Genomic DNA, 13,267 nt, shown 5'->3' on the forward strand with positions numbered 1-13,267 from the left:
TAGGAAGTTTGAGGAGAGCTGTCCTTAGTACGAGAGGACCGGGATGGACGCACCGCTGGTGCACCAGTTGTCACGCCAGTGGCACAGCTGGGTAGCTATGTGCGGACGGGATAAGCGCTGAAAGCATCTAAGCGTGAAGCCCCCTCCAAGATGAGACTTCCCACAGCGCAAGCTGGTAAGACCCCTCATAGACGATGAGGTTGATAGGTTCGGTGTGGAAGCGTGGTAACACGTGGAGCTGACGAATACTAATCGGTCGAGGACTTATCCACACATCTTAGCAAACATGCAGATCCAGTTTTGAAGGTGTGAATCCTTCAAACGTTCCTCGGTAGCTCAGTTGGTAGAGCAATCGGCTGTTAACCGATCGGTCGGCGGTTCGAGTCCGTCCCGAGGAGCCATATATACGGAGAGTTACCCAAGAGGCCGAAGGGGACGGTTTGCTAAACCGTTAGTATGCGCAAGCGTAGCGAGGGTTCGAATCCCTCACTCTCCGCCATATCATTTTTAAAAGCATAGCAATTTGGCGGTGTAGCTCAGCTGGTTAGAGCGTTCGGTTCATACCCGAAAGGTCGGGGGTTCGATTCCCTCCGCCGCTACCATCCTGAGTTGCGGTCGTGGTGGAATTGGCAGACACACCATCTTGAGGGGGTGGCGGGGCGACCCGTGCGAGTTCGAGTCTCGCCGACCGCACCATAAGTATTATCAGACTTGGCCCGTTGGTGAAGCGGTTTAACACAGCAGCCTTTCACGCTGTCATACAGGGGTTCGAATCCCCTACGGGTCACCATAATGGAGGCTTAGCTCAGCTGGGAGAGCATCTGCCTTACAAGCAGAGGGTCGGCGGTTCGATCCCGTCAGCCTCCACCATTTTCATTACTTGACCGATTAGGTCCCTGTCGCGGGATGGAGCAGCTCGGTAGCTCGTCGGGCTCATAACCCGAAGGTCGCAGGTTCAAATCCTGCTCCCGCAACCAAATATGGAGCTGTGGTGAAGTTGGAGTTCACGCCGGTCTGTCACACCGGAGGTCGCGGGTTCGAGTCCCGTCAGCTCCGCCATTATCTTTTAAAGAGATGGCGATTGAAAAAATGTAAGGCTCGGTAGCTCAGTCGGTAGAGCAGAGGACTGAAAATCCTCGTGTCGGCGGTTCGATTCCGTCCCGAGCCACCATTTACACTTTCAAAACGTGCCGGTATAGCTCAATTGGTAGAGCACCTGACTTGTAATCAGGGGGTTGTGGGTTCAAGTCCTATTGCCGGCACCACTATCGTTGGGGTATAGCCAAGCGGTAAGGCAACGGACTTTGACTCCGTCATTCCTAGGTTCAAATCCTAGTACCCCAGCCATTTTGCGAGCCATTAGCTCAGTTGGTAGAGCATCTGACTTTTAATCAGAGGGTCGAAGGTTCGAGTCCTTCATGGCTCACCAGTTTTTACTTACAACATAAACGGTTAGCAGCACGATAGCCATATCGATGCCTTTTCTGTTTTATGTACCATGCGGGTGTGGCGGAATGGCAGACGCACCAGATTTAGGTTCTGGCGGGCAACCGTGGGGGTTCAAGTCCCTTCACCCGCACCATACTTGAATTGAAAGGCTTTGTAGCCAGAGCAAACCTTTCCTAATTACGATGCGGACGTAGCTCAATTGGTAGAGCGTCGCCTTGCCAAGGCGAAGGTCGAGGGTTCGAGACCCTTCGTCCGCTCCATATGTGCCCTTAGCTCAGCTGGATAGAGCGTTTGACTACGAATCAAAAGGTCGGGAGTTCGAATCTCTCAGGGCACGCCACTTTCTTTCATATGAAATCGAAGAGTAGGAAAACCTCCTACTCTTTTTTGTATCATTTGCTAGCTATTTTACAAATTTTAAGTATTTTTTCCTTGTATCTCCCAAACGCATCCATTACTTTAGGATTAGGATGCTCTTATGTGTGATAATGGGGATAAACCGCGTAGGAGTGGCTGTTACAAACCTGACTGAAGAATCTAATGAAACAGGAGTTGTATCAACATGAACCCAATCAAATTGGAAAATACGCATCCTGCTGTAACGAAGTTAATTGATAATATACAAAAGGTTTTGATTGGAAAGCGTTCTGTGATCGAACTGATGGTGTCTGCCGTTTTGGCGAATGGACACGTACTCTTGGAGGATGTGCCTGGTGTGGGGAAAACCATGCTTGTACGTGCATTGGCCAAATCGATTGGCGGAGCCTTTAAACGAATTCAGTTTACACCAGACCTGCTGCCAACAGACGTAACAGGTGTTGCAATTTTTAATCAGAAGAGCCTCGAATTTGAGTTCCGTCAAGGGCCGCTGTTTGCGAATGTCGTCTTGGCGGATGAGATTAACCGTACCTCTCCAAAAACGCAGTCATCGCTTTTGGAGGCGATGGAAGAGCGTTCGGTAACCGTAGATGGTTTCACGTATCGTTTGGAAGATCCATTTTTCGTCATGGCAACTCAAAACCCGTTGGAATACGAAGGAACGTTTCCACTGCCTGAGGCGCAGCTGGACCGTTTTCTGATGCAATTGCGCTTGGGATACCCTAGCGTAGAGGAAGAGATGCGCATGCTGGGCCGTTTTTCTGAAGAGAACCCGCTGGATCAGCTGGACTCTGTATTGGACGTCGAGGAATTGCGTCAGCTTCAGCAGCAGGTGTCTGCGGTCAAAGTATCAGAAGGGATCAAAGAGTACATGGTCCGTCTATGCCATCGGACACGCGATCATCACCATATTTATCTGGGGGTTAGTCCACGCGGGGCATTGGCGCTCTTCCGGGCTTCGCAGGCGCTTGCTTTCGTCCGCGGCCGGGAGTATGTCATTCCCGATGATGTGAAAGAGCTGGTTCCTGTTGTTTTTGCTCACCGGATGATTGTGAAGCCGGAAGCGCGTTTGGAAGGAGCGACCGTAGATCGGGTGCTGACGGTAATCCTGTCTGAAACCCGCGTACCGGTCAGCTGAGGCGGTGACGGCGAATGAGACAACAGAGATGGGGCAAAGTCAAAGTAATCGGACTGGTCTTGCTCACGTATGTATTTGCTAAATTTCAGGGCGGGTTTGCTAGTTGGTTCTTGTTTTACAGCAGCCTGGTCGTTTTTGTATATGAATTGTTCACGTACTTTCTACTGTTCACTTCGTTGGATGTCGTCCGCGAAATCGACCGCAATCGCCTACAGGATGGCGACGATGTGATTGTCACGATCCGCTTGCGTCGGCGCTTTTGGTTTCCACTGGGATGGAACATGGTACTGGAACCGTTGCCCGATCGATTGGCAGGCGTGTATGAGCCGCATCGACAGCTCGTGTTTCCTTGGTTCAAACGGGAAGTCGAGTTTCGTTACGTCATTCCGAATTTGCCGCGTGGATACTACCGTTTGGGAGATTGTGTTGTGAGCGGCGGGGATTTCTTCGGTTTTATCGAACGTCGCAAGGTTTTCCCGCTCTCGCATGAGTTTCTCGTCTATCCCACCTATCAGAACGTGGAGCATTGGGCAATGGGAGACGGCAGCTTCAGTGGAAATGTGCATGTGTCTCATCGTCGATCAGATGATGTGGCTGCTGTTCGTGGTGTGAGGGACTACCATCGTGGGGATCGTCTCAGCCAGATTCACTGGAGGGCCTCTGCAAGAGGGACTGGTTTAAAAACGAAAGAGTTTGAACACCAGGCGATGAACCAGGCTGTGTTTTTCCTGGATGTCGAAAAGGCAAGCTATCAGAAGCAGCCAGATGCTTTATTTGAAACGGCGGTGAAGCTGACAGCGAGTCTGATCGCCTATGCCAACCGCAATCAGTACCATTACGGGCTGGTCTACAAGCAGTCTGAGCGGATGTCTATTGCACCAGCTTTATCGCATGCGCACTTTCTCCATGTGTTTGATCAGTTGGCCCGTGTAATGCCGCAGGGGAGCGATTCCTTTTCAAGAATCGTCGGAAGGGAAGCGTTGGAGCAACCCCCTGGCGTGACTTTGATTCTGGTGACTCCGAATGTGGAGAAAGAGTTAATGAAACGTTTGATTGCCTTATCCCAAAAAGGCAGACGCATTCAGCTGTTCCTGGTTCACGCGGATACTGCACCTTCGCCCGAGCAGAAACGGGCACTGCAGCTGCTGTCGGCTAACAAGGTGTCTTGTACTTCCATTCACATCGGGGAAACCGAGTGGAAACGGATGGGGGGCGTAGTCGGATGAGCATATGGAAACGATCGAATCTGTTGGAATGGGTCTCGGCAATTCTACTGTTCCTGATGTTGAGGGAGTGGCTATTGCCTCTGCAGCAGTTGACCGATACCGGTTATCTCTGGCCCTTTCTCGTCATTGCAGCAGGCGTAGTGGTGATTGACGCACTGGTTCCTTATCGATGGCTGACTTTGCCTGTCAAGCTGGTCTGGATGCTGCTGCTCTTGCATTACACCTTATACGATACTCCGCTGTTTGCGATGGAGTGGATAAAGGATCTGGCAGGACAAATATTACGGGACATCCCCCTCGCTGTACATCAAGATTGGGCATCGATGTCGCCGGTATCTCGAAACGCCTTGTTTGATCTACTCCTCATGATCCTGCTATCGATGATTACCTATCTGGTTCTCGAGCAGCGTCAGGGATTGTGGTTTGTCGTATTGACGGAACTGTACTTGGCTGTTCTCGATACCTTTTTGCCGTACGAAGGCGACGGAGGGATCATTCGGACACTGATTTATGGCTTTTTGTTGCTTGCCGTCAGTCACTTGACGACGATGACCAGGCACGCGACGATCTCCGGGAATCGAAGCTGGATCATGATGCGTTCTTTGATTGCCCCGATATTGATTATTGGAGTAAGCGTAGGGGTTGCTTATACCGCTCCGAAGCTGGATGCAAGCTGGCCGGATCCGTTCTCCTATTTTAATGGAAAGGATCAGGGGAGCGCTGTCGGAGCCATGAAGAAGGTAGGCTATGACAACAACGACGAACGACTCGGGGGTCCGTTTTTACAGGATGACACGCTCGTCTTCATCGGTACGACTCCGGAAGAGAGCTACTGGCGTGGAGATGCCAAGGATCTCTACACGGGAGCTGGCTGGGAAAAGGGGATCCGCGAATACGATTCCATTTTGGATCCGGACGAATATGAATGGAAAGATTCGCTGTTTACAGGCTTTGAAACGAAAAAGGTAAAAGCAACGCTGGACTTTAGAGGTCCACAGCAGTTTGCCACCGTGTTCTATCCTGGGCAGTTGACCAAGGTGAGTAACTATCGTCCACCGAATGCAACGGTCGTCTACGATAAAATGAACCAGCAGCTCGAGGTACGTGCAGGCAAGATCAAGCTGCTGCAGACGAACCATACGGACAATACGGGTAATCAGCCGCAGACAGGTCCCAATACCTTGCTGTTGAAGCTGAACCAGTATCAGGTAGAGTCGGAATTGCCGATCGTGAGCGAGAAAGCCGTGACGGAAGCTGGAACCGCGTATCCAAAGGAAATCACGGACCGCTATCTGCAGCTGCCCGCAACCGTACCAGATCGGGTCAAGGAGCTGGCCCTAACAATCACCAAAGACGCGAAAACTCCTTATGAAAAAGTGAGAGCAATCGAGAATTACTTGCGCTCGAGTGGTAAATATAAGTATGAAACGAAGGATGTTCCTGTCCCGAAAGAAGGTCAGGATTTTGTAGACCACTTCCTGTTTGATAGCTACCGTGGTTACTGTGACCATTTTTCCACCGCGATGGCCGTCATGCTCCGATCGATCGACATTCCGACAAGATGGGTAAAAGGCTTCGCGCCCGGGGAACAAGTCGGGACAGATGATCAAGGAAATCGACTGATGGAAGTGCGGAACAAGGATGCTCACTCGTGGGTAGAGGTGTATTTCCCCCATCACGGATGGGTTCCCTTTGAAGCGACCAGCACGTTTATGTCTCCCGTGCGGTTCAAGTATGATTTGGTGACATCTCAACCGCAATTGCCAGTTCCTCTGCCTGATTTGAGCAATACACCAACCCCAGATCGGGGAGACGGGCGCCTGGATGAATTGGAAGAAGGAGACACGAGCGCAAGTGGAGGCTTCTCGATTCCTTGGCAGGTAAATGCAGGAATCATCGTCTTGCTTGGTGTCGCCGCATACATGACATGGAAACGCAGGCAGGATCTGAACGTCTGGTGGCTGCGCAGGCAAATGAAAAACGAGAGAACCACCCAGTATAACGTGCGCTTCAACCTGATGATGCGCATTATGGAGAACGTCTACACGCGTCGCCAGGAAGGTGAGACCTTGCGTGAATACGTAGGCAGGATTACCATACCGGGTGACAAGAGACAGGATCTGCGCTATCTGACAGAGCTGTATGAGCGCATGATTTACGGCTACAAAGAAATGGAGCAAAAAGCACGGTCAACAGCGGAGCAATTGATCGAACGATTGATCCGTCAACTGAAGCCTTGAACAAAGCCGTGTCATCTGCTAGAATGACGATCAATGAGTCTCGTATAATGATCAGGAATAGGGCCTGAAAGTTTCTACCGCTCAACCGTAAATTGGGCGACTACGAGGAGAGCACTTCGGATTTTTGTACATGCAACCGCACATGTGTACACAAGCTGGGACGCTGCCTCCGTATCAACAATCGGAGGTAACAGTCCCGGTTTTTTTGCAAATATGCGACAATTGCGTGCGACTCATCCGAGAGAAGCGGAACTTTATGAAACGAGCAAGTCACCGGGTTGCTTCAGGCAACGGTGCTTTGTGAGTCCTGTGGAAGACAGGAGAAGGGGGATAAGATGGACAAGTCATTGGAAATGGTCGTCGTACTTGATTTCGGAGGCCAGTACAACCAGTTGATCGCGCGTCGTGTCCGCGATCTGGGCGTTTACAGCGAACTTTTGCCTTACAATACGCCGGTAGAAAAAATCAAAGAGCTGAACCCAAAAGGGATTATTTTCTCTGGTGGACCTGCGAGCGTATATGAAGAAGGGGCACCGAAAGTAGACCCGGCTATTTTTGATCTGGGCTTGCCAGTTTTGGGGATTTGCTACGGCATGCAGCTGATGAGCCACATGCTCGAAGGAAAAGTAGAGCGCGCAGGCAAGCGTGAGTACGGGAAAGCAGAATTGCGCCTGCAGGATGCACACAATCTGTACGAAAAATGGGATGCAAACGAAATCGTTTGGATGAGCCACTCGGATAAAGTGGTAGAGCTGCCAACAGGCTTCCGCGTAGATGCAGTGAGCGACAGCTGTCCAGTAGCGGCGATCAGCAATCCTGACCGCAAGCTGTACGGGGTACAGTTCCACCCAGAGGTTCGCCACACGGTAAAAGGCACCGAGTTCATCTCCAACTTCCTGTTCAACATTTGCGGATGTGAAGCGAATTGGAGCATGACAACCTTCATCGAGGATGAAATCGTACGCATCCGTGAAACAGTGGGCAACAAGCAAGTGCTGTGCGCACTCAGCGGCGGTGTGGATTCCTCCGTAGTTGCAGCGCTGATTCACAAAGCGATTGGCGATCAGCTGACTTGCATGTTCGTGGATCATGGCCTTTTGCGCCAAGGAGAAGCAGAGAGCGTCATGGAGACGTTCGGCAACCAATTCCACATGAAAGTGATCAAGATCGACGCACGCGAGCGTTTCTTAGGCAAACTCAAAGGCGTTTCCGATCCTGAGCAAAAGCGCAAGATCATCGGTAATGAATTCATCTATGTATTTGATGAAGAAGCAAGCAAGCTGACTGACATGGACTTCCTGGCACAGGGCACACTGTATACAGACATCGTGGAAAGCGGAACAGCAACCGCACAAACCATCAAATCGCACCACAATGTAGGCGGTTTGCCTGAGGATATGAAGTTCCAGCTGATTGAGCCGCTGAAAGCTCTGTTTAAAGACGAAGTACGCAAGCTGGGTACCGAACTGGGACTGCCAGATGAAATCGTATGGCGCCAACCATTCCCAGGTCCTGGTTTGGGAATTCGCGTTTTGGGTGAAGTAACCGAAGAAAAACTGAAGATTGTTCGTGAATCAGATGCTATTCTTCGTGAAGAAATCGCCAAAGCGGGTCTCGATCGGGAAATTTGGCAATACTTCACGGCTCTGCCGAACATGACGACTGTAGGGGTTATGGGAGACGTTCGTACCTATTCCTACACGGTTGGGATTCGCGCCGTAACGTCGATTGACGGAATGACTGCTGACTGGGCACGCATTCCTTGGGATGTACTCGAGAAAATCTCGACGCGTATCGTAAACGAAGTCGACAACGTAAACCGTATCGTCTATGATGTTACGTCCAAGCCACCTGCAACGATTGAGTGGGAATAGGTAGTAAAAAAGACGAAAATTGAATAAGCAAATTCAACAAATCGCTAAATTCCGGATGTTTGACTGTGGTAAAAAATTAATGTTCGTCTTTTTCGTTGACATTCCTTATGTCACCTGATACACTTCTCAATGTGAACAGGTAATATAAGAAGGTTCGTATATTCTTGAGAATATGGCTCAAGAGTTTCTACGAGGTCGCCATAAATGACCTGGCTACGAACAAAATGTCAACGGGAAGCGTTAATTGTTATTATTATCGAAATTGTTCCCGGAATGTTTTGTTGCAATGGCCAGGCGTAGAAATGCGCTACGGCCTTTTTTATTGCCACAACGACAATTTGGGGGGAACAATCGGTGCGCAAGTATTTTGAGTTCGACAAACTAGGCACCAACTACCGTCGCGAGACTATCGCGGGTATCACCACGTTTTTGGCAATGGCGTACATTCTGGCAGTAAATCCGTTCATGCTCAGCGGTGCTGATCTTCCAGCCGATCTGAAAGCGAACTATCCGGAGTTCGGAGCTGTATTTACGGCAACGGCTTTGGCAGCAGCTCTCGGGACTTTGCTGATGGCCTTCATCGGTCGCTTGCCAATCGGGCAGGCACCGGGTATGGGATTGAATGCATTCTTCACCTATACTGTTGTGTTGACTATGCAAATTCCTTGGCAACAAGCACTGGCGGGGGTTTTCCTCTCGTGTACGATCTTCCTCATTCTGTCTCTGACAGGTGTGCGTGAAGCAATCATCAATGCGATTCCAAAGGGTTTAAAATATGCAGTATCTGCAGGGATTGGTTTGTTTATTGCTTTTATCGGTTTCAAAAATGCCGGTATCGTGGTAGCAAATGATGCAACGTTTGTATCCCTGGGGCACTTTACTTTTTTCCATGAAGGTATGAAGCCGGAGCAAATTCTGGCTGCGAAAAATGCACTGCTCGCTGTATTCGGTCTTCTCGTTACCGTTGTTCTGATGGCTCGCAAAGTAAATGCGGCGATCTTTATCGGTATGGTTGTAACGGCTGTTGTAGGTATGATTTTCGGTCTGGTGAGCCTGCCTGACAAAGTGGTTTCTGCTCCACCAAGCCTGGCACCTACCTTTGGTGCAGCGTTCCAATATCTCGGTGATTTCTCTTCTTTGTTCAGTGTGAAAATGCTGATTGTCGTACTGACCTTCCTGTTCGTAGACTTCTTCGATGCGACAGGAACCTTGCTGGGTGTAGCCAGCCAAGCAGGTCTGCTGAAAGATGGCAAGCTTCCACGCTCGGGCAGCGCGTTCTCGTCTGATGCGATTGCAGGTATGGCTGGGGCGATCCTCGGTACCTCTACGACGACTGCATATGTAGAATCGACAGCAGGGGTAGCGGCAGGCGGACGTTCTGGTTTCACTGCGCTGGTTACAGGCTTGATGTTCATTTTGGCCCTGTTCTTCTCGCCGCTTCTGGCGATCGTCACACCGGCAGTTACGGCTCCTGCGCTGATTTTGGTTGGGGTACTGATGGCATCTCACATCACGCAAATCGCTTGGGGTGAGATGGATGAGGCTTTCCCAGCGTTCCTGACAATCATCCTGATGCCACTCACTTACAGTATCGCGACTGGTTTGGCTGCCGGCTTTATCGTGTATCCAATCGTCAAAGTGCTGAAAGGGAAAGCGCGCGAAGTACATCCGGCTATGTACGTGCTGTTCTTCGTCTTCCTGGCTTATTTCATCTGGCTCCGCGAATAGGATTCACGAGTTAAACGAAGCAAACGGCTTCCTTCCTTTTTGGGGGGAGGCCGTTTTTTTGCGCCACAGCAGCACAGGGCACTTCCTGTCTTGCATTTGTACAGCTTTCTGGGGTATGATAGGAAAAATCTTTTTTGGAGGATGGTCCAAATGACCAGTCTATACGCATTCCTTCAACAGCATCACCACGGCTAGAGCGTTTGTATCTTCGGGAATTTTTCCGCAGGTGCAAGCGCTTCTTGTGCTTTGTGCCTGCGGTGGTGAAGGAAAGCCATGCGGGCATTGCAGCCTTGCATGGCTTTTTTGTATTCGTCAGCAAACAAAAACGAAGAAGGGGTGTTACACAATGGAAAACAGTCTCTTGAAAAACGTCAAAGGTACGAAAGATTTCATGCCACAGGAGCAAATGCTGCGCAATCGGATACGCAGAACGCTTGAGGAAGTGTTTGAAGCTTACGGGTGCAAGCCCTTGGAAACCCCTATGCTGTCGAGCTACGAGCTGCTTGCCTCCAAGTACGGAGGAGGTGCAGAGATCCTAAAGGAAGTCTATCAGTTGAGTGACCAAGGAGAGCGGGAGCTAGCGCTGCGCTACGATCTGACAGTTCCGCTGGCAAAGGTGGTCGGGATGAACCCGGAAATGCGGCTGCCTTTCAAGCGTTATGAGATCGGCAAGGTATTCCGGGACGGGCCGGTAAAACCAGGACGGTTCCGCGAATTCGTCCAGTGTGACGTGGATATCGTCGGATCTTCGTCGATGCTGGCAGAAGCTGAGCTGATTAGCATGGCGTTTGCCGCTTTTGAGCGCCTGGATCTGGACGTCTACATCGAGGTCAATAATCGCAAGCTGCTGTCAGGGATTTTGCAGGAGTTGGGGGTTCCTGAGGATCGGGCAGGAGATGTGATGCTATCACTCGACAAGCTGGAGAAGATCGGGATAAAGGGCGTGCTGGAGGATTTGCGGGAGCGTGGGGTAGAGGACGCGTTAATCGAGGCGGTCGGCGGGTTTTTGCAGGAAGGAGAAGCGACTTTGGCTCGATTGGAGGAGCGATTTTCCTCGGAATTGGTGCAGGAGGGGGTTCAAGAGCTCAAACAGCTCTTTTCGTATCTGCAAGGCTCACATGTAACAGGAGAGGTGCGCTTTCAACCGTTTCTCGCTCGGGGGCTCGGCATCTATACAGGGACGGTTTACGAGATTTTTTTGCAGGATCAAAGCATTACCTCAAGCATTGGCAGTGGAGGGCGCTACGATCGGATCATCGGACAGTTTCTGGGCGATGGACGCGAGTATCCGGCAGTCGGGATTTCGTTTGGCCAGGATGTGATTCTGACCGCATTGACGCTAAAGCCAATGGAAATTAACGAGCGCACTGCTGATATTTTAGTCGTACCCATGGGAACAGAGGCGCTCAGTTTAGGGCTGGCCAATCGACTTCGCTTGGCCGGAATCAAGACAGAGCTGGAGCTGTCTGGCCGCAAGCTGAAAAAGGCGCTTGATTACGCAAACAAGGAGCAGATCCCTCTCGTGCTGATCTATGGGGAGAATGAAGTGGAAAAGGGGGCGGTCGTGCTGCGTGACATGAGAAAAGGGGATGAGAAGACGGTGCCTCTGGCGTTGCTGGAGCAGCAAATTGCGGATGCGATCACGAATCTGTAGTGTTTTTTTTCCAGCTCCGGTACGATAGGAGAAAAGGGGGAGTTTGTTTGAGAAAATGGCTTATCGTGCTGGTAAGTACCGTATTGTCGCTGTCGCTTTCTTTCCCCGCAGTCGCGAATGAAAAAGAAGGACCAAGGCCAGAGCAAACACTCTACAAAGCGGATGTGCACATCGATCCGAAGAAGAAGCAGGTCGAAGGAAGCGTAGAGATCCAGTTTTGGCCAAAGGATGCCTCGCACGCTTATGTGCATGTCTATCCGCTGGCTTTTACAAAAGAGCATAAAGGTGAGCTCTGGGACGAACTTTTAGGCAAAGAAGTGGAACTAGGAACGTATGATGAGAATAGAATCCTCGTGCAAGGGAAGTCCGTCGCAGTCAAGCGGACAGGCAATGTCATCGAAGTGCCGCTGAGCGAAGAGCAGTCCCGCCCGATCGTCCTAAGCATGGACTTTACTATGACGCTCCCCCAGAACGAGGGCAGGATGTCCTACGACGAGCATGCCATTTGGTTGGGGAACTGGCTGCCGATTCTTGCAGTCAAGGACCAGCGGGGATGGCATCTCGATCCTTATGAGCCAATCGGAGACCCTTTTTTCAGTGAAAACGCCGACTACCAGGTCAATGTGACTTTACCGGATGGCTATCAGTTGGCGAGCACAGCAACAGATCAAGCTGCTATCGTGGATCACTCGACGCCAGGTCAAAGAGAATTTCAGCTGGATGCCATCAACGTCCGGGATTTTGCACTCGTCATCATGGATTCTACGTATCATTTCAAAGAAACAAAGGTCGGAAATACAGAAGTACGAACCTGGTATCGAAACGGTGATTCCGAGGAGCAAGCGTCACGCAATCATACGGCGGCGGTCGAGGCGCTGCAATATTTTAATAGCCAGTTTGAAACCTATCCCTATACCGAGTACGATGTCGTCCGTGTCGGGGGAAGCATTAATGGGATGGAATATCCGTCCATCGTGTTTTTGGATGGTCGCCATTTCTTGCCCAATGGAGACAATGCCTTTGTCACCGTCGTTCACGAGACGGCACACCAGTGGTTCTATTCGCTAATCGGCAACAATCAGGTCGACGAGGCTTGGCTGGACGAAGGCTTTGCGGAATACGCGACGCTCGCCTTTCTAGCGGCAAAATACCCGAAGGTGGGGGCAGACCGTGTCCTTCGTCGTCTCAAACAGGGAACGATCACCCCGTATTACGTTCAGGAGCATTTGCGACCTGGACAGACCCTCCACGCGTTTCCTGACAATGAAAGCTATAGCGATCTTGTATACTCGCGAACGTCTTCCATGCTGTGGATGCTGCGAGAAGCATGGGGGGAAGAACGGCTCCATGAAGTGCTCCGTCGCTATGTGAGCACGAACCGCTTTGGTATTGCAAATGCGGCATCCTGGAAAGCGACTCTCTCTGAAGCCGCAGGAGAAGATGCGGGCGCTTTTCTCAGCTACTGGATCAACCTCGACATGAGCAAGCAGGGAGAAGCGGCCATTTGGCTGGAAAAATTGCGGCAAAATCAAAAGAATCATGGGCATCCTATGGAGAAGGAAAAGGCAGAGAAGTAACCT

The 13,267-nt window shown here is 50.8% G+C and carries 7 protein-coding genes, 15 tRNA genes, 1 rRNA gene and 2 riboswitches (1 of these 25 cut by a window edge); all 23 genes read left to right on the forward strand.

The genetic code is table 11. From position 1 onward, the window contains the following. Nucleotides 1-272: ribosomal RNA gene (locus ACLIN2_RS03095) — 23S ribosomal RNA — on the forward strand (it extends 2,655 nt beyond the left edge of the window). Nucleotides 273-325: 53 nt separating this feature from the next. Further along, nucleotides 326-401: transfer RNA gene (locus ACLIN2_RS03100), tRNA-Asn, on the forward strand. A 7-nt stretch (nucleotides 402-408) separates the two neighbouring features. Then, nucleotides 409-499: transfer RNA gene (locus ACLIN2_RS03105), tRNA-Ser, on the forward strand. 26 nt (nucleotides 500-525) lie between these two features. After that, a tRNA-Met gene (locus tag ACLIN2_RS03110) sits at nucleotides 526-602 on the forward strand. 9 nt (nucleotides 603-611) lie between these two features. Then, a tRNA-Leu gene (locus ACLIN2_RS03115) sits at nucleotides 612-696 on the forward strand. 17 nt (nucleotides 697-713) lie between these two features. Further along, nucleotides 714-790 (forward strand) — tRNA-Glu (locus ACLIN2_RS03120). A 4-nt stretch (nucleotides 791-794) separates the two neighbouring features. Continuing rightward, nucleotides 795-870, forward strand: a tRNA-Val gene (locus ACLIN2_RS03125). Nucleotides 871-900: 30 nt separating this feature from the next. After that, nucleotides 901-977, forward strand: a tRNA-Met gene (locus ACLIN2_RS03130). Between the two features lie 5 nt (nucleotides 978-982). After that, nucleotides 983-1,059, forward strand: a tRNA-Asp gene (locus tag ACLIN2_RS03135). A gap of 36 nt (nucleotides 1,060-1,095) precedes the next feature. Then, nucleotides 1,096-1,171 (forward strand) — tRNA-Phe (locus tag ACLIN2_RS03140). An 18-nt stretch (nucleotides 1,172-1,189) separates the two neighbouring features. After that, a tRNA-Thr gene (locus tag ACLIN2_RS03145) sits at nucleotides 1,190-1,265 on the forward strand. 7 nt (nucleotides 1,266-1,272) lie between these two features. Continuing rightward, a tRNA-Gln gene (locus ACLIN2_RS03150) sits at nucleotides 1,273-1,347 on the forward strand. Nucleotides 1,348-1,353: 6 nt separating this feature from the next. After that, a tRNA-Lys gene (locus tag ACLIN2_RS03155) sits at nucleotides 1,354-1,429 on the forward strand. Between the two features lie 71 nt (nucleotides 1,430-1,500). Beyond that, a tRNA-Leu gene (locus ACLIN2_RS03160) sits at nucleotides 1,501-1,582 on the forward strand. 51 nt (nucleotides 1,583-1,633) lie between these two features. Further along, a tRNA-Gly gene (locus ACLIN2_RS03165) sits at nucleotides 1,634-1,709 on the forward strand. 3 nt (nucleotides 1,710-1,712) lie between these two features. Continuing rightward, nucleotides 1,713-1,789, forward strand: a tRNA-Arg gene (locus tag ACLIN2_RS03170). Between the two features lie 222 nt (nucleotides 1,790-2,011). Then, nucleotides 2,012-2,965 (forward strand): AAA family ATPase, encoded by a 954-nt coding sequence (locus ACLIN2_RS03175; protein WP_092267469.1) that lies wholly within the window; start codon nucleotides 2,012-2,014, stop codon nucleotides 2,963-2,965. Between the two features lie 14 nt (nucleotides 2,966-2,979). Beyond that, the gene (locus ACLIN2_RS03180) at nucleotides 2,980-4,191 is read left to right on the forward strand and encodes a DUF58 domain-containing protein (RefSeq protein ID WP_411503196.1); all 1,212 of its coding nucleotides are present in this window, start codon (nucleotides 2,980-2,982) and stop codon (nucleotides 4,189-4,191) included. Beyond that, the gene (locus tag ACLIN2_RS03185; RefSeq protein ID WP_411503197.1) at nucleotides 4,188-6,431 is read left to right on the forward strand and encodes a DUF4129 domain-containing transglutaminase family protein; all 2,244 of its coding nucleotides are present in this window, start codon (nucleotides 4,188-4,190) and stop codon (nucleotides 6,429-6,431) included. Before ACLIN2_RS03180 ends, ACLIN2_RS03185 begins: the two co-directional genes overlap by 4 nt. A 20-nt stretch (nucleotides 6,432-6,451) precedes the next feature. After that, nucleotides 6,452-6,554, forward strand: a riboswitch (purine riboswitch). Between the two features lie 212 nt (nucleotides 6,555-6,766). Further along, a complete protein-coding gene (gene guaA / locus ACLIN2_RS03190; RefSeq protein WP_301172282.1) occupies nucleotides 6,767-8,305 on the forward strand; it encodes a glutamine-hydrolyzing GMP synthase in 1,539 nt (512 codons plus the stop codon). Nucleotides 8,306-8,439: 134 nt separating this feature from the next. Continuing rightward, nucleotides 8,440-8,541, forward strand: a riboswitch (purine riboswitch). A 118-nt stretch (nucleotides 8,542-8,659) separates the two neighbouring features. Then, a complete protein-coding gene (locus ACLIN2_RS03195; protein WP_092267465.1) occupies nucleotides 8,660-10,033 on the forward strand; it encodes an NCS2 family permease in 1,374 nt (457 codons plus the stop codon). A gap of 346 nt (nucleotides 10,034-10,379) precedes the next feature. Beyond that, nucleotides 10,380-11,687 carry a histidine--tRNA ligase gene (locus ACLIN2_RS03200; protein WP_400588060.1) on the forward strand — a complete coding sequence of 436 codons (1,308 nt, stop codon included), beginning with the start codon at nucleotides 10,380-10,382 and terminating at the stop codon, nucleotides 11,685-11,687. A gap of 47 nt (nucleotides 11,688-11,734) precedes the next feature. Beyond that, on the forward strand, nucleotides 11,735-13,264 hold the full coding sequence (locus ACLIN2_RS03205; RefSeq protein ID WP_411503198.1) for a M1 family metallopeptidase: 1,530 nt from the start codon (nucleotides 11,735-11,737) through the stop codon (nucleotides 13,262-13,264). Nucleotides 13,265-13,267 lie beyond the last annotated feature (3 nt).

Source organism: Brevibacillus centrosporus (genome assembly GCF_046622605.1).
In the GTDB taxonomy this organism is placed as follows: domain Bacteria; phylum Bacillota; class Bacilli; order Brevibacillales; family Brevibacillaceae; genus Brevibacillus; species Brevibacillus centrosporus.

Coding starts and splice junctions, on each gene's coding strand:
- ACLIN2_RS03175 (WP_092267469.1), top strand. CDS start 2,012: ATGAACCCAATCAAATTGGAAAATACGCATCCTGCTGTAACGAAGTTA.
- ACLIN2_RS03180 (WP_411503196.1), top strand. CDS start 2,980: ATGAGACAACAGAGATGGGGCAAAGTCAAAGTAATCGGACTGGTCTTG.
- ACLIN2_RS03185 (WP_411503197.1), top strand. CDS start 4,188: ATGAGCATATGGAAACGATCGAATCTGTTGGAATGGGTCTCGGCAATT.
- guaA (WP_301172282.1), top strand. CDS start 6,767: ATGGACAAGTCATTGGAAATGGTCGTCGTACTTGATTTCGGAGGCCAG.
- ACLIN2_RS03200 (WP_400588060.1), top strand. CDS start 10,380: ATGGAAAACAGTCTCTTGAAAAACGTCAAAGGTACGAAAGATTTCATG.